This window comes from Aquirufa sp. ROCK-SH2, assembly GCF_054558315.1.
Genome location: NZ_JBPXKB010000001.1, coordinates 799,514 through 820,387 on the forward strand (window position 1 = coordinate 799,514; position 20,874 = coordinate 820,387).

At 34.2% G+C, this 20,874-nt stretch carries 18 protein-coding genes; 7 read left to right on the forward strand and 11 right to left on the reverse strand.

All coding sequences use genetic code 11. The features are described from left to right. Positions 1–64: 64 nt before the first annotated feature. Positions 65–1,435, forward strand: a complete 1,371-nt coding sequence (locus tag V7S79_RS03480) for a DUF6427 family protein (RefSeq protein WP_459489163.1) — start codon at positions 65–67, stop codon at positions 1,433–1,435. On the opposite strand, the gene rpiB is transcribed toward V7S79_RS03480, so the two are convergent. Next, on the reverse strand, positions 1,432–1,875 hold the full coding sequence (gene rpiB, locus V7S79_RS03485; RefSeq protein WP_459489164.1) for a ribose 5-phosphate isomerase B: 444 nt from the start codon (positions 1,873–1,875) through the stop codon (positions 1,432–1,434). The genes V7S79_RS03480 and rpiB overlap by 4 nt on opposite strands. A gap of 71 nt (positions 1,876–1,946) precedes the next feature. On the opposite strand from rpiB, the gene V7S79_RS03490 reads away from it, so the two are divergent. Further along, positions 1,947–2,669 carry an LOG family protein gene (locus V7S79_RS03490; protein WP_459489165.1) on the forward strand — a complete coding sequence of 241 codons (723 nt, stop codon included), beginning with the start codon at positions 1,947–1,949 and terminating at the stop codon, positions 2,667–2,669. A 42-nt stretch (positions 2,670–2,711) separates the two neighbouring features. Here the strand turns inward: V7S79_RS03490 and V7S79_RS03495 are convergent, their stop codons facing one another. Beyond that, positions 2,712–4,373: a helix-hairpin-helix domain-containing protein gene (locus V7S79_RS03495; protein WP_459489166.1), complete on the reverse strand. Its 1,662-nt coding sequence runs from the start codon at positions 4,371–4,373 to the stop codon at positions 2,712–2,714. Positions 4,374–4,746: 373 nt separating this feature from the next. On the opposite strand from V7S79_RS03495, the gene V7S79_RS03500 reads away from it, so the two are divergent. After that, positions 4,747–6,180 carry a circularly permuted type 2 ATP-grasp protein gene (locus V7S79_RS03500; RefSeq protein ID WP_459489167.1) on the forward strand — a complete coding sequence of 478 codons (1,434 nt, stop codon included), beginning with the start codon at positions 4,747–4,749 and terminating at the stop codon, positions 6,178–6,180. On the opposite strand, the gene lysA is transcribed toward V7S79_RS03500, so the two are convergent. Next, positions 6,177–7,409 (reverse strand): diaminopimelate decarboxylase, encoded by a 1,233-nt coding sequence (lysA, locus tag V7S79_RS03505; RefSeq protein WP_459489168.1) that lies wholly within the window; start codon positions 7,407–7,409, stop codon positions 6,177–6,179. The two genes, V7S79_RS03500 and lysA, sit on opposite strands and share 4 nt — an antisense overlap. A gap of 236 nt (positions 7,410–7,645) precedes the next feature. Between lysA and V7S79_RS03510 the strand changes: the two genes are divergently transcribed. Continuing rightward, complete coding sequence (locus V7S79_RS03510) at positions 7,646–8,083, forward strand: OsmC family protein (RefSeq protein ID WP_459489169.1); 438 nt, start codon at positions 7,646–7,648, stop codon at positions 8,081–8,083. A 2-nt stretch (positions 8,084–8,085) separates the two neighbouring features. Further along, positions 8,086–8,880 (forward strand): thymidylate synthase, encoded by a 795-nt coding sequence (locus V7S79_RS03515; RefSeq protein ID WP_459489170.1) that lies wholly within the window; start codon positions 8,086–8,088, stop codon positions 8,878–8,880. A gap of 337 nt (positions 8,881–9,217) precedes the next feature. Here V7S79_RS03515 and V7S79_RS03520 read toward each other — a convergent pair whose 3' ends face one another. From V7S79_RS03520 to V7S79_RS03555, 8 genes are all read right to left on the reverse strand, one after another. Further along, entirely contained in the window at positions 9,218–10,183 is a 966-nt protein-coding gene (locus tag V7S79_RS03520; protein ID WP_459489268.1) for an AAA family ATPase, read from the reverse strand. Further along, positions 10,180–11,541 carry a peptidylprolyl isomerase gene (locus V7S79_RS03525; protein ID WP_459489171.1) on the reverse strand — a complete coding sequence of 454 codons (1,362 nt, stop codon included), beginning with the start codon at positions 11,539–11,541 and terminating at the stop codon, positions 10,180–10,182. Before V7S79_RS03525 ends, V7S79_RS03520 begins: the two co-directional genes overlap by 4 nt. An 8-nt stretch (positions 11,542–11,549) precedes the next feature. Continuing rightward, a complete protein-coding gene (locus V7S79_RS03530) occupies positions 11,550–13,811 on the reverse strand; it encodes a peptidylprolyl isomerase (protein ID WP_459489172.1) in 2,262 nt (753 codons plus the stop codon). Positions 13,812–13,895: 84 nt separating this feature from the next. Beyond that, positions 13,896–14,615: a hypothetical protein gene (locus V7S79_RS03535; protein WP_459489173.1), complete on the reverse strand. Its 720-nt coding sequence runs from the start codon at positions 14,613–14,615 to the stop codon at positions 13,896–13,898. Next, on the reverse strand, positions 14,612–15,664 hold the full coding sequence (locus tag V7S79_RS03540; RefSeq protein WP_459489174.1) for an agmatine deiminase family protein: 1,053 nt from the start codon (positions 15,662–15,664) through the stop codon (positions 14,612–14,614). Before V7S79_RS03540 ends, V7S79_RS03535 begins: the two co-directional genes overlap by 4 nt. Further along, the gene (locus tag V7S79_RS03545) at positions 15,661–16,434 is read right to left on the reverse strand and encodes a type III pantothenate kinase (protein ID WP_459489175.1); all 774 of its coding nucleotides are present in this window, start codon (positions 16,432–16,434) and stop codon (positions 15,661–15,663) included. The genes V7S79_RS03540 and V7S79_RS03545 overlap by 4 nt, the downstream gene beginning before the upstream one ends. Before the next feature lie 9 nt (positions 16,435–16,443). Beyond that, the gene (gene nadE, locus V7S79_RS03550) at positions 16,444–18,378 is read right to left on the reverse strand and encodes an NAD(+) synthase (RefSeq protein ID WP_459489176.1); all 1,935 of its coding nucleotides are present in this window, start codon (positions 18,376–18,378) and stop codon (positions 16,444–16,446) included. 2 nt (positions 18,379–18,380) lie between these two features. After that, a complete protein-coding gene (locus V7S79_RS03555) occupies positions 18,381–18,683 on the reverse strand; it encodes a hypothetical protein (RefSeq protein WP_459489177.1) in 303 nt (100 codons plus the stop codon). 161 nt (positions 18,684–18,844) lie between these two features. Between V7S79_RS03555 and V7S79_RS03560 the strand changes: the two genes are divergently transcribed. After that, complete coding sequence (locus V7S79_RS03560) at positions 18,845–19,429, forward strand: 7-carboxy-7-deazaguanine synthase QueE (protein WP_459489269.1); 585 nt, start codon at positions 18,845–18,847, stop codon at positions 19,427–19,429. Position 19,430: 1 nt separating this feature from the next. Then, complete coding sequence (locus V7S79_RS03565) at positions 19,431–20,642, forward strand: OmpA family protein (protein ID WP_459489178.1); 1,212 nt, start codon at positions 19,431–19,433, stop codon at positions 20,640–20,642. Positions 20,643–20,874: the final 232 nt, after the last annotated feature.

Below are 20,874 nucleotides of genomic sequence, written 5' to 3' on the forward strand. Positions count from 1 at the left end.
AAATTTCACAAATTTCACAATAATAATTGGAATCACCGTAATTTAGCAAGTTGAAAATCGAAATATGTTTGAAATTTTAAGATCGAATTATCGCTTGGCCCTTGGTTTAACCCTCATAATGTGGGCTACCGGCTTGTATTTCTTGTTTTCCACTCAACTTGAACCTTTTACTTGGGAGTTCAGATATCACTTATTGGGAGTAAAACTAAACGAAGGTTTTCAATTATATGGTGATATTAAAGATAATACGAGTCCGATTTCTGCTTTATTTTATCGATTTTTATCCTTTTTAAATTTTCCATTGGAATGGAAAATTTTTCTAGCTTCAGGTATTATCATTTTACAGGCTTTTCTTTTTCAGCAAACCATTCAAAAACATCAGATTTTACCTAAAATTGGCATCATTCCCTTCATCTTATATTTAGTAAGTTTTCATTTATCATATGAGTTCTTCGTACCTGCTCCTGCACTGCTTGGCTTAACATTTTTACTTTTAGCATGGAGGGAGATTACAGCTCAACAAACACGTCTTCAAACCAATGACAGGGTTTTTATCGTTGGAATTTTTGTCGGGATTGCAAGTTTATTTTTTTGGAGTTATACCATATTCATCATTTGGGCCGTACTGAGTCTGATATTCTATACAGGCATTACAATCCGACAAGTTGTTTTGACGATCGTTGGGTATTTATTCGTTTTTCTAATTACAGCAGCTCTTTTTTTATATAATGGTACATTAAACTTGATGATTCAATTATTAAAAAAATCAGCTTTAGAATTCCAAACACCCCTCATTCGAGATTGGCAACAAATTTTCATTGTATTTTTCCCTGCCATTTTATTTGGAATCATTGGACTTTGGAGCGTCAGTAGAAGTAAAAAAATAAGGGCACATGCCCAAAAGGTATTTCAAAGTAATTTGCTATTCATCATTATATCAATTTTAGCATTATTTACCCTGCCTGGCTTATCAAGGGCCAATTTGATTTTTTTCTTACCAGCCTTGGTTTTGTTTGGTTTAAATGCCTTCTATCTATTCAAAAAATTTTGGCAGAAAGAATTGATCTTTTGGATTTTGATTTTAGGAACTTTCAGTAGCTTAAGTATACAATCGAAATCAAATTCCATCGATCGATTAAAAAATAATCAGCTGAATATTCGAAATGAAAAACTAATGGTTTTAGGCCCGCAAATTGAAGAATATCAACAAAATAAAATGGTGGGGCCATTTCTCAATTGGGAACTTTCAAAATATTTGTTTGATGGAATAAATGAATATAAAAATATCATCATTCTTTCTGACTTTCTAAAAAAAGACCCTCCGAATTACATTTATGATCCAGAGGGTAAATTTCAAATCTTAAGTACTTTTTTACCAAAATTAAAAAGTCAATATCAATTAATTGACCTCCATCTTTATAAAAAAGTTCATTAACAGCAAGTAATTTTATCTACTCTACCTTGATGTCTACCACCTTCAAACGGTGTATCGATAAACACTTGCAAGCAAGCCTTAGCCTCGTCTAAAGAGATAAAACGTACGGGTAAACAGATAATATTAGCGTCATTATGTTGACGAATTAATGAAGCAACTTCCGTATTCCAAGCTAATCCCGCTCTGATACCTTGGTGTTTATTGGCTGTAATAGCAACACCATTAGCGCTTCCGCATAATAACAAACCAAATGTAGTTTCCCCTTTTTCTACTGCTTCGGCTACAGGATGTGCAAAATCAGGATAATCCACTGAATCTAAAGAATAAGCACCGAAGTCCTTCACTTCAATTCCTTTTTCTTGTAAATAATTGATTAAATCATTTTTGTAGGCGAAACCGGCATGATCTCCACCGACAGCAAAAGTTATTTTAGAATTCATAAAAAGCTTTCAAATTTTCACAAAGGTACAAGGATAAATCTTACATTTGCGAGTAAAATGAGAATAAAAATATGACTGATCAAAGCTGGGAAAACGAAGAAGAGAAAATTAAAAAAGCTTTTGGTGACCGTACTTGGGCACAGATAAAATCAGAAGAATCTTGGAGAATTTTCAAAATAATGAGCGAGTTTGTAGAAGGTATTGATAAACTTTCTAAAATTGGTCCTTGTGTTTCTATATTTGGGTCTGCTCGAACTCAATCTGACAATAAATATTATCAAATTGCGGAAGAAATTGCTGCCAAATTGGTTCGACATGGCTATGGCGTTATTACAGGCGGTGGTCCTGGAATTATGGAAGCCGGAAATAAAGGTGCTAAAAGTGAAAATGGTAGATCAGTAGGTCTAAACATTGAACTACCTTTCGAACAATTCGCTAATCCCTATATTGATCACGATAAAAATATCAATTTTGATTTTTTCTTTGTTCGAAAAGTGATGTTTGTTAAATATTCTCAAGGATTTGTCATTATGCCAGGCGGATTCGGTACACTAGACGAAATGTTTGAATCTTTAACATTGATTCAAACACATAAAATTGGAAAGTTCCCCGTTGTGTTAGTGGGTAGAGAATATTGGCAGGGTTTAATTGATTGGATGAAAAACACGATGGTATCTCAAGGAAATATCAATGAGGAAGATTTGGAATTATTTGCTTTGGTAGATACCCCCACAGAAGCTGTCCGTGTCATTGATGAATTTTATGCTAAGTATTTACTAAAACCAAATTTCTAAAAGAAATAATATACCTAAGCTCAAAATTCACAAGCAGATAGATTACTTTTTATAGGCAAGCATTTCATTTGCTGATAAGGCATTAAAGGTAAATTGCTTGACTAATCCGCCTTTTTGAGCCAATTTAACCCCCCATTCCATATCTTTTAAACCATCTATTTGATGGGCATCAGGATTAATAGAAATATAAACTCCTTTTTCCATAGCTTCATAAATATAACGCCAATCGAGATCCAATCGGTAGGGACTCGCATTTAATTCGATCGCCACTTTGTTAGCAGCACAAGCGTCGATAATTTTGGACATATTCAAAGGATAACCTGGCCTAGTCAATAACAAACGACCAGTGGGATGACCTAATATAGTAGTATATGGATTTTCAATGGCCTTGATCAAACGCTCCATCGCTTTTTCTAAATCCATCGTTAGTCCAGCATGAACAGAAGCAACTACATAATCGAAACTAGATAAAATTTCTAAGTCGTAATCCAGAGATCCATCTGGTAAAATATCAGCTTCAATTCCTTTTAGAATGCAAAAATCAGTCCAATTTTTATTTAATAGATCAATTTCTTCATGTTGTTCAATGATACGATCAGGCTTTAAACCACCTGCATAAGCAGCGTATTGTGAATGGTCGGCAATCCCAAAATAAGCTAAACCCAAATTTCTACAAGCTTCTGCCATTTCTAACAACGTATTTTTACCATCCGAAAAGGTAGAATGATTATGTACACATCCCTGCAAATCAGCAACTTGAATCAACTGATCATTGGAATATTTCAAGGACCAATCAAATTCGGAACGTCCCTCGCGCATAGCTGGGATAATATAAGGCAAATTTTGACTTACATAAATCTCATGATCAGATTGAATGGTTTTATTTTGAAATAAAGTGTAATAATTCACTTTAGCCAAATGTTCAGGGTGGGCAGACAATTGAAAACTGAGGTTGACAAACTGATTTTCATCCGTAATATGAACAGAAACAGGTATGATATGACCTTCAATAGCCCCTCTCCAAGTGAAAGGAGAAGACTCTTGCATATTTTCTTTCCAATGACTCATCGAATTTATCATCATTTGAGCACCGAAAAGATCATCTGTTTGAACGACAAAAACTAATTCATTTATTACTTCAAGGTTTCTCTTTAAATCACCCGCAATTTCCACCCTACCAAAATGTTCAGATAATTCGTTGAAAAGAGATTGAGAAAGATGGGTAGCTTTATCGATACGTAGTTTTTGATTATTTTGTTTTAGAAATAAAATATAAGTCAATACATTTTCTTGAACAGATTTACCAAAACCCTTCAACGTTTCTAACCGATTTTCTTGACAAGCAAGAAGCAAATCATCTATTTCCGTGATCCCTAGTTCTTGCCAAATAGCACGCACTTTTTTAGGCCCTAATCCTTTTATTTTAAGGAGTTGAAATAAACCAGGTGGAGTTTGTTCCACGATCTGTTCCAATTCAACAGAACTTCCTTTTTGGGCTAAATCGATAATGATTTTAACGACTGATTTGCCTACACCAGGAATTTGAAGCAATTCATCTTCACTCGCAGAGGCTATAGAATTTGGAAATTTATCAATTCCTCTAATCGCAAAAGATAAATTTTTACTTTTAAACTCATTTATTGCATGTACATCCCAAAGTTTAACTAAAAGCTCAAGGGCATCAACTAAATCATCATTTTCCATGTTCAAAGATACTGAAAGATGTAAGATGTATGATGTAAGATGTATGAGGAATGTAGAATTAAAAATTAAGAATGTAGAATTAAGAATGTAGAATGAGACTTTTTTCCAGCGTTAAATTTAAGTCAGTTAAAATGATTCAACATTTTTCATTCTAAATTCTACATTCTTAATTCTTCATTCTTAATTCTTCATTCTTAATTCTACATTCTTAATTCTACATTCTTAATTTCTAATACGCTCCATAAAATAGCACCTTTTCAATATAAAAAAGTCTAATTCCATTCTAAATAAAAATATTTTAGACGGATTGAAATTTTAATAAAAATAAAATTCTAAATTAATTGGTAATCAAGCAATTTTAAAATTTATATCCATGGCAAATTTCAGTTTTAACAATTACGATACGGAGGGATATTTCGATGAAATGTTTACTCCAGAAGGTCAAATAAGAGAAGGATATGCACACTTTAAGGACCGTGTAGAACAATTAAGTGTTGAAGAATTTACAAGAAGACAACAATCTGCCGAAAGAGCATTAATGGCCATGGGAATTACCTTCAATGTATATGCCGAAAATGAAGGTACAGAAAGGATTATGCCCGTGGATATTATTCCTCGCATTTTAAATTCAAAAGAATGGGAAAAACTGGAAAGAGGTTTAAAGCAAAGAATTACCGCTTTAAATTTATTTTTGGCAGATATTTATTCAGATCAAAAAATCATCAAGGATGGAATTATTCCCAAAGAAGTCATTTATTCATCTAAAAACTTTTTAGCTCCTTGTATGGGGATTAAACCACCCAAAAATATTTGGATACATATCACTGGTACGGATTTGATAAGGGGAAAAGATGGAGAATACATGGTTTTGGAGGATAATTTACGTTGTCCATCTGGGGTATCCTATATGTTGGAGAACAGGGAATTATTGAAACAAACTTTTCCTGAAGTCGTAGCCAAAACGCAAATTAGACCTATTTCAGATTATCCACATAAATTATTGCAAATGCTGCAATATATCAGTGATAGACCTGATCCCAATATTGTTGTTTTAACACCTGGAATTTATAATTCTGCTTATTTTGAGCATTCTTATTTAGCGCAACAAATGGGTGTTGAATTGGTAGATGCTCGTGATCTAGTTGTACATGATGGATATGTAAAAATGCGGACTACTAAAGGATTTGAAATAGTTGATGTCATTTATCGAAGAATTGATGATACTTATTTGGATGCCACAACATTTAACCCTGACTCTTTGATTGGCATACCGGGTATTTTTGATGTATATAAAAATGGTAAAGTTGCATTGGCAAATGCCCCTGGAACGGGAGTGGCAGATGATAAAGTAATTTATGCCTATGCACCGAGAATCATCAAATATTATTTAGGTGAAGACCCAATTATTCCAAACGTTGAAACCTATATCTGTGGAGAAGAAAAAGATCGAAACTATGTTTTGGAAAATATCGAAAAACTGGTTGTAAAAGAAGCCAATGAAGCAGGCGGCTATGGTATGTTGATTGGTCCAAACTCGACAAAAGAAGAGCAAGAAAAATTCAAGAAATATATCCTTGAAAATCCAAGAAACTATATCGCCCAACCAACCATATCTTTATCTCGGGTTCCTTGCCTGATTGATGACCATACAGAAGGACGGCATGTCGACTTGCGTCCATATATTTTATATGGAGATGATGTTCAAGTAATTCCAGGCGGACTAACGAGAGTTGCCCTAAGAAAAGGCTCCTTGGTCGTTAATTCTTCTCAAGGAGGCGGATCAAAAGATACTTGGGTGCTTTATTAAATCTGATTTCTTAAAATATCTTCGATGGTTTCTCTTTTACGAATCAAAATAGCTTTACCCCCGTCAATTAAGACTTCTGCTGGTAAAAACCGAGAATTGTAATGAGAAGCCATCGTAAAACCATAGGCTCCTGCATTTGCGAATGCAATAATATCTCCTTCTTGAGCTATATTCAATAATCGCTCATTTTGTTTCCCATCAAAACCAAAAGAGAATGTATCTGTCTCACAAATATTTCCAACAACCCTGTAATCTACTTTTTGAGACTCATCTGCATTACTCGCATTAAAAATATAGTGGAATGATCCGTACATCATAGGTCGAATCAAATGATTTAGTCCTGTATTAAGTCCTAAAAAAGTTTTAATGGGGTCATTTTTTACAACTGTTGCAGAAGCTAAAAATGTTCCCGCTTCACTAACAAGAAACTTTCCTGGTTCTACCCATAATTTCAACTTTTTACCATATTTTTCACAAAATTCAAGAAAAGCATTCCCCATTCCTTGACCTACTTCTTGCATATTAACTCCTGGGTCTTGTGGTGAATATGGGACTTTAAAACCTCCTCCTAAATCAATTAATTCAAGATCTTTAAAATCAATTGCAAATTCAAAAATTGCCTTAGCAGCCTCTTGAAAAGTATAACTATCCTTGATGTCTGAACCTGTATGTTGATGTAAACCAATTACTCGAATGCCATATTGCGCCACTAAAGCTAATATTTCATTTTTTTGATGAATGGAAATGCCAAATTTCGACTCAGGATGAGCCGTCATAATTTTTTCATTTCCTCCCCCAAAAACATGTGGCTTAATTCGGATTAAACATGGCTTCGAGGAACCATATTTTTTTCCAAATTTTTCGAGGACAGAAAGATTATCTAAATTAACTATGGCCCCTTTTTCAACGGCATATTCAATCTCTGAAAAATCTACTCCGCTGGGAGTAAAAGTAATTTCTGAGCCTGAAAATCCAGCCAATAAACCTAATTCTAACTCTTGAGGTGAAACAACATCTAATTCAACTCCCTCCTGCTTCATCAATCTCAAAATAGACAAGTTGGTATTCGCTTTACAAGCGTACTTGATATGTAAAGGAATTTGAGAAAAACTGTCTCTTAAAACTGAGATTTTTTCTCTAATTTTGTCAGCGTCATATACGTAAAGAGGTGTACCAAATTCTTGTGCTAAATTAACTAAAGGAATTCCTTGAATTGAGTAATATGCCATTTGCTTAAAATTAAGCCACAAAGATAATCTAAACTTTTGATCAATGAATTCAAATTATATGATAAAACCACATTTAAACTAATTTACCTTGTTCATAAAGGAGTTCCCAACAAATTTTGGGACTTAGTAATGAATAAATTTTTGCAAATAAAAATATTAAATTAACTATTAACATTGTACCCTCCACAAAGGGAAAATATATTTTAAAAGGAATAATAGCATAAGAAAGATAAAACATGGAAGTAGTACTAAATAGAATAGATCAAGATTTTCATTTTCAAGCCTTGGGAAGCTCTCCCATTCCAGTGCATATAGACGCTGCTGAGGGTATCGGTGGGCACAATGCTGGAGCAAGGCCCATGGAACTACTATTGATGGGATTAGGGGGATGTACTGCGATTGATGTGATAATCATTTTGAAAAAACAAAGGCAAATCGTAGAAGATTTCCAAATTCGTGTGTCTGGAACTAGAGAGAAAATTGAAGGAACAGAAAAAACACCATTTAGAACTATCAATATTCAATTCGAATTAAAAGGGGAAATTAGCGGACCTAAAGCTTTAAAAGCCATTGAATTATCCATGGATAAATACTGCTCTGCAACCGCCCAGTTAGAACCAAGTTCAATCATTACCCATAGCCTATTAATCAATGGCGAAAAAGTTGAAGCATAATTATGAAAGCATATTTAGATTTATTACAACATATTAAATCAGAAGGTACGTTTAAATCAGATCGTACAGGAACGGGAACTACAAGTGTTTTTGGCTATCAAATGCGCTTTAATTTAGAAGAAGGTTTCCCTTTGGTTACCACCAAAAAAACTCACTTGAAATCGATTATTTACGAACTACTTTGGTTTTTAAAAGGGGAAACAAATACAGCCTATTTAAAGGAGAACAATGTTAGCATTTGGGATGAGTGGGCTGATGAAAATGGAGATTTGGGACCTGTTTATGGTAAACAATGGAGATCTTGGGAAGGTCCAAATGGTCAAGTAATTGACCAAATAAAGGATATCATTCATACCTTAAAAACCAATCCAGATTCCAGAAGAATAATAGTTAGTGCTTGGAATGTAGCAGATTTACCCAAAATGGCATTAATGCCTTGTCATGCATTTTTTCAATTCTATGTAGCCAACGGAAAATTATCCTGTCAGCTATATCAAAGATCAGCCGATGTATTTTTAGGTGTTCCTTTTAATATTGCTAGCTATGCCCTATTAACGATGATGGTTGCACAAGTATGTGATTTAGGCTTAGGCGATTTTGTTTGGACAGGCGGAGATACGCATTTGTACTCAAATCACATGGAACAAGTTGAATTACAATTGAGCAGAGAACCTAAAAAATTGCCTACAATGAAATTAAATCCCAACATCAAAGACATCTTTGATTTCACTTTCGAGGATTTCACTTTGGAAGGATATGATCCATATCCGGGCATTAAAGCTCCAGTGGCGGTTTAAGAAAAGAGAAAAGAGAAGAGAGAAAAGAGAAAAAACGCGCTCGGCTGTGCCGAGTGTGTACTATGAATTGAACTTGTAGTTCAATAACTAATAAAAAAAGCGCTAAGTTGTGCCGATTATGAATTATGAATTGAACTTGTAGTTCAATAACTAATAAAAAAAGCGCTAAGTTGTGCCGATTATGAATTATGAATTGGACTTGTAGTTCAATAACAAATATAAAACGCGCTCGGCTGTGCCGAGTGTGTACTATGAATTGAACTTGTAGTTCAATAGCAAATTTAAAATGATAAGTGTGTAATTTCTCAATTCTACATTCTAAATTCTACATTTTACATTACTCAATTATTTCCTCCACCAAATCTGCAGCACCAAGTCCATTGGCTTCTGCTTTATAATTGGGAATTATTCGATGTTGTAAAACAGGAACTGCTACGGCTCTTAAATCCTCCAAATTCGGAGAAAAACGTCCACGAAGAATAGATCTACATTTGGCTGCTAAAATTAAATTTTGAGAAGCTCTTGGACCCGCTCCCCAAGATATGTATTGTTTGGCTGTATTAGATGCAAGTTTAGCATTCGGTCGAGTAGCTTGTACCCATTGTACTGCTTTTTCAATTAATTGATCCGTTACTGGAATTCTTTGCACCAAAGCTTGATAATCCAATAATTGATGAATTGACAAAACAGCTTCATTATTAAGTTCCACTTCTTGATTAGACATCCTTACGACCGCTAATTCTTCTTCATACGAAGGGTAATCCAATTTTAACATAAACAAAAACCGATCTAATTGCGCTTCAGGCAAGGGATAAGTTCCTTCTTGTTCAATGGGATTTTGCGTAGCTAAAACAAAAAACGGATTGGGTAATTCATGACTGATACCTGCAACAGAAACAGTATGCTCCTGCATGGCTTCTAACAATGCCGATTGAGTTTTGGGAGGTGTCCGATTAATTTCATCTGCCAAAATAATATTAGCAAAAACGGGTCCTTTATTGAAAATAAAATTACGCTGATTATCCAATAATTCAGAACCAATGATATCGGAAGGCATCAAATCCGGAGTGAATTGAATTCTCCGATAATCTAAATCAATTAATGAGGCCAAAGTTTGTACTAATCGAGTTTTAGCCAAACCAGGTACTCCAACTAATAAGCAATGACCTTTCGAAAACAAAGCGTTGATAAGAAGTTCAACAACATCATTCTGACCTACAATTCGCTTAGAAATTTGATTTTTAAGCAACTCATAGTCTTTGAATAAATTCTCTGCTAACTGAACATCACCCTGCATATTTATTCCGTTCTAGGCTCCCCGCTCAATATTTTACAATCTAAATATTCATCATCAACAAAAATAAAAACATCTTTTTTTGCTGTCACAAACCAATTGTCAATTACCTCATTTCTCTTACGACTCAATGCGATAGTAGCCAATTTTTGGTAGTCATCTTTCAAATTAGCAAAATGTGGTGGATGCTTTATTTTATAATATAAAATTCTCACAGCACTTCTTCCATCTTCTGTACGATAAGGAATCGGTTTTGATATAGTTCCTACTGTCATTGAATCCAAAGAAAAATACAAACCTGGTTCCATACTACTATCAAAAGGAATACGAGTAGAACGTGTGCTAGGATCTAAAATCATTCCACCGGCATCTTGAGTAGCCTTATCTTCCGAATGAATTGATGCTGCACGATCAAACTTCAATGAATCTCTTTGGATCAAAATGCGAATACTATCTAAAAACTTGGTAGGCTCCGACAAATCCAATTTTTGATAATCGGGTCTTAATAAAATATGACGTGCTCTGTATTCTTGTCCACGAGTATCTAACAATTGAATTAAGTGAAAACCAAACTCTGATTCCACCACGTCAGACATAGCATTGGGTTTTAATTTCAATGCCGCAGCTTCAAATGGTGCTACCATTTGACCACGCTTTGAAAAACCTAAATCCCCTCCTTTTTTACCACTTCCTAAATCCTCGGAATATAATTTAGCCAAATCCTCAAATGATTCACCTTTTTCGATTCTTCTCTTATAATCCAATAATTTATTAATTAATTCTTGCTTCTCATTAGCATTAGGCTTTGCTAAACGAACAATATGTCCTATCTCAACCTCAGAAGGTAAATAAGGTAATGAATCTTGTGGAATAGTATTAAAGAATGCAGCAACCTCTTTTGGAGTAATTTTCACATCCTCCGAGATTTTTTCTTGCATTTTTCTACCAGTCAATTGCTCTTTAAGTGAAAGACGTAAATCTTCTTTTAAATTAATAATTGACTTACCAAAGGCTTCTACAATGCTTTTAGAAGAACCATATTGTTGTTCCATTTGCTCCATTCTTGAATTCAATTCAGCTTCAACACGCTTATCCTCTACGATAACTGAATCTATTTCTGCTTTAGCCAACATCAATTTATTGATCACTAAACTTTCTAAAATTTGGCATCTTCCTGGAGTATTTGGCTGACCACTCGCCTGATATTGCTGATATTGTTGCTCTAATTCAGATTTTAAAACAAAATGATTATCGACTTTCGCTATAATCTTATCCAAAACAGTACCTTTTTTTTCTTCTTGGGAATAAGCTAAAGTACTCGCTAAGATCATTCCAAACACATAAATCCACTTGGTCAATTTCATCATATCAATTTCTATTGCATTAATTTTTGTAATTCTTCCTGTTGAATTATGACAGGATTCGTATTTTTTAAATTCTCCAACCATTCTTTTTCCAACTTAACTTGCAAGTTACGAATAATTGTGCTTCTTGACTCATCAAAACTCTTAATTCGTTCAGGTTCTGACTTAATAATTTCTACATAAACATTCCTTCCATTTTCTTCCAATGTTTTACGCGAAATTTGCCCACCCAAAGCATCAATATAGGTATTTTCACCCTTTAAAAAATATTTTTCTTGTGCCTCTAAACTATTCGGTTTTATTGAATTAAAACGTTTCACTACATCATCCATCGATTCAGAATAAAACTTAAAACTTACCCTCGCATTTTTGGATTTATCTGTTTTTGAAATTGGACTTAATTTACCTTCCTCCTTTTCTATGAACCTTGGAGATAATATGCCTTTTTTAGCAATTTCTTTAACAACTTTATCCATTCGATTCGTAACCAAGGAATCCGCTTCAGATGCATCAATATGTCCACTTACTTCCAATACATAATCTTTATTCTTCAACATCAATAACTGAAGTTCTGAAATCAATTTCGCAGCATTGTCAGATAATGTACTAGTCCCAAGTTTAAAATTAACATCAGGATAACGTTTATTCATTGGATATGGAGCCGATTTCAATAAATCCAATGCATCTGATAAAGTTTTAGGACTATCCGCATTGATGTATTTTGCGTACACACGATTTGGCAAAACAAATAAAGAAGCATTTTCTTTGTAATAATTTGCCTGCTTTAAAGAATCTAAAGAAGGCTCAAAAATCATATTTTCCGTGATTTTACTATATAAACTTCCTTCGAAAAACTCTTGCATTTGCTCCTTAAAGGCTGGATATTTTTTCTCTAGTTGTTGTTCCTCTAATTTCAAGGTATTTTGATCGATAAAATCATCCAACCATTCAGCTTCAGAAATAGTAGGTAAATAACCCAACTCTTTTAATTTTCTCTTTTGTTGTGAAACAATAAAACTGTAAAAATCTTGAATCGTGAAATTCTTATCTGAAATACTAAATAAATTAAATTTCAAAAATGGTTCATCTCCAACTCGATCGATATTGAAACGCTCAATCGCGATTTTTTTATTTTGTTCATCGATCAATAAATTATTTTCTTTTCTAACTCGCTTCATAAATGCTGTATGAATTAAATTAGAACGATCTGGGTCAGTCATAATTTTTTGACGAAGATATTCACTCATTTCATCATAGGTCAACAAAGGTTTTTTATCTAACAATTTGAAAATTTGCCAGCCTAAATTGGTTCTGATAGGTTTAGAAACATCACCTAAACGTTGTAATCCAAATAATTTATCTTGTAATTCTTCACTTAAATCTGAAGAATAATACCATCTTCTTAACTCACCCCCACGACCAATCGAATAAGGATCTTCTGAATAATTCTTACAAACCGTTTCAAAACTCTCTCCTGCCGTTAAATAAGCCTCAACTTGTTCAATTTTCTTTTTAGCATCCACTTGTAAATTGGTATTGGCATTTACCGCAACAGAAACTAAAATATGCGCCAAACGAATCTTTCCTTGATTAGGTCTTTGCTTCAATAACTTAATAATGTGATATCCCGTTTTCGTACGAATTGGCTTAGAATATTCGCCTAATCCCAAAGAATAAAAGGTATTTTCAAGTGCATATTGAGTTTGCAAGGAAGTTAAATATCCTAAATTTCCACCTTTTTGAGCACTTTGATCATCCTCAGAATATTTCAAAGCCATGGTAGAAAAATCCTCTCCTAATTTCAGCTTTTTATAAATATTCTCAATTTTTTGATAAGCAATTAATGTATCTCCTGGACTAGGATTGGAAGGTAATTTCACTAAAATATGAGCTACCTGTTTTTCATCTTTCAAACGAGAATAGGCCTCTTTGACTAATTCATCCACTTTTTCATTTTCAATTAAATAAGGACTTGCCAACTCTTTTCTAAAGCTTTGGTATTCCTCTTGAAAACCAGGAGATTCGGGAATTTTAGCCAACTCAGCAGCCAAAATTTTGTAGTGATAATCGATATAGTCTTTTAAAAACTTTTCTTTATTTTCAGCTCTTACACTATCACTTTCGATTAAACGACGATAATCACTTAAAAAACGTTCTGAACTAATTTTTTTTGGCCCAATTTGAATGGGTGAACTATTTTGAGCAAACAATGTTCTAATCGACAAAAAGAAGACGAATAGAAAAAATTTACTAAAATGACGCTTTAATAACATACTGTATGATTTAGGGCAATTAAAAACCTTTAAACGTTTTTAAGCCAACAAAATTACAAATTATCCTCGATAATTCGGATTAATTCAGTCATCCGAGGCTTTTATTTGATAAGTAAACTGATAATCGTAACTATTAATTCCATTCCTACCACCTTTCCAATTACCTCTTTTAAATCTCTCAACTTTGCCTTTTTGTATTTCCTCAAAAGGCCAAATGATTTCAGATACTCCTAAAAGATCATTTTGGTCAAATTTCGACAAAAACATCATTCCCAAACCACCAGCTCTCGTTCCCCATAGGAACCAACCCAACGGATTACTCAAGGAACTCCATTCTGCCAAAGCAATCGGAACTTGTAGAATTCCACCAAACATATTCACTTGATTCAAGGTCTTGGAAAGTTGATCATAATTATCAATCTCCCACAATGACAACTGAACACCTATTTTTTGCTTTCTATGAATTTTTAGGGAAGGCAATATCAAGGAATCCAATTGATTTTTTTGCCCTTGTTTGACGCTGCCAATTTTCTTGATTCCAACATAAGTTTGTACTACTTTGTCATTTTCAATCAATGAAATAGAATAATTAAGCAAGAGTTCATCTGAAAACGTAAAATTTTCTTGAATATCATTTGCCGTAATACTCCCCATTTTTAAACTTACAGATTTTATTTCTGGTTTGAGTTTAGGCTTTTGTTGAAGGGTATCTACTGACTTATTTTGAGCCATAGGAATGGCTTTTTTTTGGCAAGAACTAAACCAAATCACGCAAAAGAAAGTTAAAATCCAGTAATACCTCATATAGCTGATTTAGGCTCTTGCTGTGTTAAACAGTGGAAACTGCCTTGTCCCCAAATAATTTCTCTAGCAGATAAACCAATCACAGGACGGTCTTTAAACAAACTAGACAAGGTTTTTAAAGCAAATTCATCCTGTGGACAATCAAAAATGGGTACGATAACAGCTGCATTGCATATATAAAAATTCGCATAGGATCCTGGCGCTCTGAAATCATCAATAATCACAGGGTCAGGCATTGGAATTTCAATGATATTCAATGACTTTCCTGAAAGCAATTTCATTTCTTTCAATTCTTTCAAATTCTGAGCCAATACCTCGTGATTCGCATCTTCTACTTTTGGCTCAACCATCGTTATGACTGTATCTTCATTCACAAAACGAACTGTGTCATCGATATGTCCATCTGTATCATCCCCTACAATCCCATCAGAAACCCATAAAACTTGCTCTACACCATAATATTCGCACAAATAGGATTCTATTTGCTCTTGCGTTAAATGAGGATTTCGATTTTTATTCAATAAACATGATCTACTTGTTAAAACAGTTCCTGCCCCATTAAATTCAACCGAACCTCCTTCCATGATGATACCAGGACTAACAATTGGTAAATTTAATTGCTTTGAAATAGCTTTTGGCAAATCATTATCATCATTAAAAGGTGGATATTTCCCTCCCCATGCATTATAGCCCCAATCGAGCATCATTCGTTCTGCACTTCCTTTTTTTATCAAAAAAGCAGGACCATGATCTCTGCACCATGCGTCGTTTGTTGGATGTATATGAAAGTGAATTTTGTTAGAATCTATTCCATAAATAGGCAATTGACTTTCAATATATTGCTTTAAGGTATCACTATGTACATTTAAATTCACCATTTCGCCTTGTGATATAGCTTTTATCAAAGCAAAATATTCAGGATACATTTTATCCAATTTACCTTCTTGCCAAGAATGGTCATTGTGTGGGAATGTCAACCAAGTAGAAATATGTGGATGCCATTCTGCTGGGAAAAAAAAGTTATTTGCCTTAGGCGTTTTCACGTTCATGATAAATTCTTTTGCGAAATGATTCGCAAACCTTCTAGAGTGATTAATTTATTAACTTCATCAAAATAAGATTGCAAAGGAGTTAAAATAGAGGATAAACCTCCTGTTGCCAAAACTTTAATATGCCCCCCTTTTTCTTCCTTCACTCGATGAATCATTTCTTTTACCATACCAACGTAACCCCATAAAATACCTGCTTGAATAGCCGAAACGGTATCATATCCCAATGCCGACTCAGGAACTTCTAAAGGCACTTCAGGTAATTGGGCTGTTTGAGAAAACAAGGATTTTACAGCCGTTTTCAATCCAGGGGCGATCGAAACACCTTCCATGCGACCTTCCGAATTAACTAAAGTAAAAGTTAAGGCTGTACCAAAATCAACTACCAAGACTTCCGTTTTGTAATAATCAAAAGCATACACTGAATTAGCAACTAAATCTGAGCCTATTTCATCTGGACTAATTACTTGAATCGGAAATTCAGTAGAAGCATATAAATTGCTACATAACACCTGAGCCTGCACACTTAACCAAGATTCTAAACCTCTTTGTATTTGGGGCAAAATACTAGGAACAACACAAGAAATGGTTAATTTATCAGGCTTAATAGATCCAATTTGCTTTTCAATCCATTCTTGACGAATCCAATTCTCCATTCTCGAAGCCGTCCACGGCTGATGAGTGGGTGTACGAAGAATACTTTTCCAGCTTTCGTTTTCATAAAAACCGAAAACGATGTCAGTATTGCCTATATCTACAACTAATAACATTTTTCTTTTTTAAAATAAATCTTTTTCCAAGCCTCCAGATAAAATAGGGAAACGAAGCCACGATTTGGGATCCAAACTATAATCGTCTACGTGAAACCCCGGAGCATACCTTTCTCTTTTCCATTGATTTCTGGCCCATAATCTAAAATACCTTTGGCAAAACGCTAATAATTTTTCATCTGAAAACAAATGACCATATTCTAGCTTAATTTTTTGCAAACATTCCTTGGGTGATAATCTATCATAGAATGCCATGCGTTCTATGGAATTTAAAATCGGATATGGCATCAAATCCTCTTCATCAATTTGCTTGCTCGACAAGGGTCTTAATTCTGCACTGGGTTCTAATTGATTGACACTAGACAATCCCGTTACTCGTAAGCTTCCATTCAATCCTTTTTCTTCCAACCATTTCAACCAGATCCGGATAAAACTCTTATCGATTCCAGCTATTGGAGAAATTGAACCAGAAGTATCACCATCCATCGTGGCATATCCCACACTCGCCTCTGAACGATTAGATGTAGCCAAAAGCAAAGCATTTTTTATATTTGCCAACATCCAAATACTTGGGCTACGTACCCTAGCTTGAACATTTTGTAAAGCAATATCGTCTTTTTCCCAAGTCAAATCTCTCTGTATCACTTTTTCTATGATATGCTGATAACCTTCGACCAACGTGTCAATTTCTATTTCAAAATGATCTGAATGGATAAAATTGGCTAAATTAAATGCTGATTCTCGCGTATCTGAAGAGGAATTTTGGGTACCTTGATACATCGTAGTAATTAACCGATGTGTCAAATCTTCAATACTTTCTATTTGCTTCATCCAAGGAATAAAAGATAGCCTTTCTTTCATCTGATCTAATCCCAGCTCTTGAAATGCCATTTGAATACTCAAATAACATAAACTTGCAATCGCTGAGGAATCGGCACCGCCAGATAAGGATATCACCCAACCATTGGAATAGGACTTTCGCATATAATCCCAAAGACCTAAAGCAACAGACCTTGCAAACTCTTCCTCTTTCTTACTATCACCTTTTTCCCAATTTTCAATGAAATGATTTGAAGAAACAAATGTCGATGGATTATTGATTGAAAAAGTACCTATATTAATGATATCATCACCATCATGCTCTACTTTTTTCAAATCCATTTCAGCAAAAATCAATTGTGAATCACGATAAGAAAATCGTTTAGATTCAGCCAATATGCCATTTTCATTGGCTATATAGGCATCGCCATCGAAAATAATTCGGCCCGATTCATTACCTAATAAATTAGCAAAAAGATAAGCCCCTTGAATAATAGAAGCACCTTCCAACACTAATTTCTTACGAATCTCTGATTTACCAAATGAAAAATGGGAAGCAGTAGGATTACATATCAATGACACTCCACGTTTTGCCAAACTATAAGCAGGACGTTGCGCGCCTTCCCAAGCATCTTGACAAATTTCAATCCCAAGGCAATAATTTCCTAGTTGAATTCGATAATCCCCAAATGGAATATTTTGATCATTTATCGTAAATGTACTTAATTTTTGATTAGGCCATGGGGTAAACCAGCGAGCCTCATAATGTACACCATCATTGGCTAAATGTTGTTTGGGAATAAGTGCCTGTATTTTTTGTTGATACAGACAAGCTGCCACATTATACAATTTACCCTCCCATCGAATCGGTAAACCCAATATAACTAAGGTATTTTGAACCTTTTGTGCAATCAATGTTAAACTTTTCCAAGCTTGTTCAATGGTATATTGCGCTAAAAACTGATCCTCACAACCATATCCAGAAATGCATAATTCAGGTAAACATAAAATATTGATTTGTTTACTTTGAGCCTCATCAATTAAATGAATGATTCGATCGCGATTTCCGTTCCAATCTAAGGGCGTTTGATTCAATACCCCAGCAGCAAGAAATAGTTTAGACATAATTATTTTCGCGGTTTATTCGAATTTCTACTTGGTATGATTTTTTTGTACCAAGCTTTTTTAGTTTCCACTTGATTTGGACCTGCACCTGCATAATTGGATGTCCTTACATGTTTATACCTTGGCGTATACATCCAAGAAAATGCTTGCCTTGGTCGATAATATCGATCACCATGTCGGTGCTCAACTTGCACCCTACATGTTACTTTCGGGCAACGTGCAGACCAGCATGCATTTAATAATAAGAGAGATAAAATTCCCCAACTACTCAAAACAAGAAATCTAATAATGATTTTTTTTGTCATGATTTTGTAAAGACAGGATGGTTCATTGATATAAGAACGCTATCCTATTAGTATAATTACATTTCAAAGCTTAATTTTACAAGCAAATAAAGCTAAACATGCAATCAGACTTCAAAGATATAAAAAGCGATTTAAAAAGAAATGATTTTGAGTACCCCGTGATGGAATCTTTTTATACCATTCAAGGGGAAGGTAAATTTCAAGGTCATGCTGCTTATTTTATCCGTTTAGGTGGATGTGAAGTGGGTTGTCATTGGTGTGATGTAAAGGAATCTTGGCCAATAAATGCCCATCCGAAGAAATCAGTACAAAATTTAGTAAACGAAGCCTTAGAATTTCCTGGAAGAATCGTAGTTATTACTGGTGGGGAACCTTTGATGCATGATTTAACGCATTTAACGATGGCATTCAAAGAAGCTGGATTTCGAACACATATAGAAACCTCAGGAGTTTGTGAAAATGTAACTGGAATTTGGGATTGGGTATGTTTTTCTCCCAAAAAATTCAAAGAAGCTAACCCTGAAATATTTTCAAAAGTCAATGAATTAAAAGTAGTCATTTATCATACCTCTGATATCGAATGGGCAACGACTTTTGTCGATAAATTACCTGAAGATGCTTTGCTTTTATTGCAACCAGAATGGTCAAGACAATTGGAAAATAATCCATTGATTGTAGAATTTGTAAAATCAAACCCGACCTGGAATATTTCCGTACAAACGCATAAATTCCTTCAAATTCCTTGATATGTTAGGTATCTGCTTAGTTTCATTGCTATCTATCTTTCAAAATTCGGATAGTACTTTTTTGATTAAGCGACAAGCAATAGATTCTATCAATCTATTTCATTCACAATATTTCCCTCATTATTCAACAACTACTAAAAGTCTTTTTTTCACCGCCAGAAAGAATAAAAACCAAGACGAAAATTTATATTATTCTTCATTTGAAAACCAAGCATTTTCAAAACCTGCTCCGCTAAGTATCTTAAATGAAGAAAATAATGAAGGGACTGCCTGCTTATCCGATGATGGCAAAACATTGATTTTTACAGGATGCGATTATCCAAATTCCTATGGAGGTTGCGACTTATTTGAAAGCAAATGGATCAATGAAAATTGGTCAAAGCCGAAAAATTTAGGGTTTTTTATCAATTCACACGACTGGGAGGGGCAACCAAATTTATCGAAGGATGGTCAACAATTATATTTTTCATCAGAAAGACCAGGTGGCAAAGGAAAGCGAGATTTATGGTTATCGACAAAAAACAAACAAGGCATTTGGCAAGCACCCGTGAATCTAGGCGACAACATAAATACCAAATTTGATGAACAAGGTCCTTATTTTATTGACGATAGAAACATTTTAATTTACTCCAGTGATCAAATGGGCGGAAAAGGCGGCCTCGATTTTTATCAAAGTTTAAAGATTCAAAACAATTTCCAAAAAGGCCAAAATATATTACAAATTAATACTCCAAATGATGAGGCAGGATTTTCAGTTGGAGAATCTCAAAATGAATTTTTGATAAGTAGTACTAATGAAGGAGAAGATTTGATCTACTCCATCATTATTCCTGAAGAAATTTGGCTTAAAAATAGTATTAACAAAAAGAAGCCTAAGACCTCTCAATCATTTGAAACGATTAAATTTGATGATGTTCAATTTGCCAATAATCAATGGGAACTTCCAAAAGAAATCCCAAAAAGTTTAATTGAATTGACTGATTTTTTGATTGAAAATCCCACACAATCCATTAAAATAAATGGTCATACAGATGAAAATGGCAATGAGGATTTGAATCAAATTTTATCTGAAAAACGGGCACTATCTGTTAAACTCTATCTAATCCAACAAGGAATCCCTAGTAATAGAATTCAATTCCAAGGCTTCGGTCAATCACAATCTAAATCGAAAGAAAAAGCAAAAAATCGGAGAATCGAGATTGAAATGAGGTAAGAGGTAATAGGTAAAAGGTAAAAGGTAAAAGGTAAAAGGTAATAGGTAATAGGTAATAGGTAATAATGCGAATTAAGAGTCAAAATATCTGATTTTCATTTCTCTTTTACGCTTTTGGCTTAGGTGCTTCGACAAGTTCAGCAACCGTGCTCAGCCAACGCTATTTCTTCTTTTTTCAAAATAAGAAATACCATGCAAAAAGAATTAGCCAGAAAATTATATTGTTGGTAAG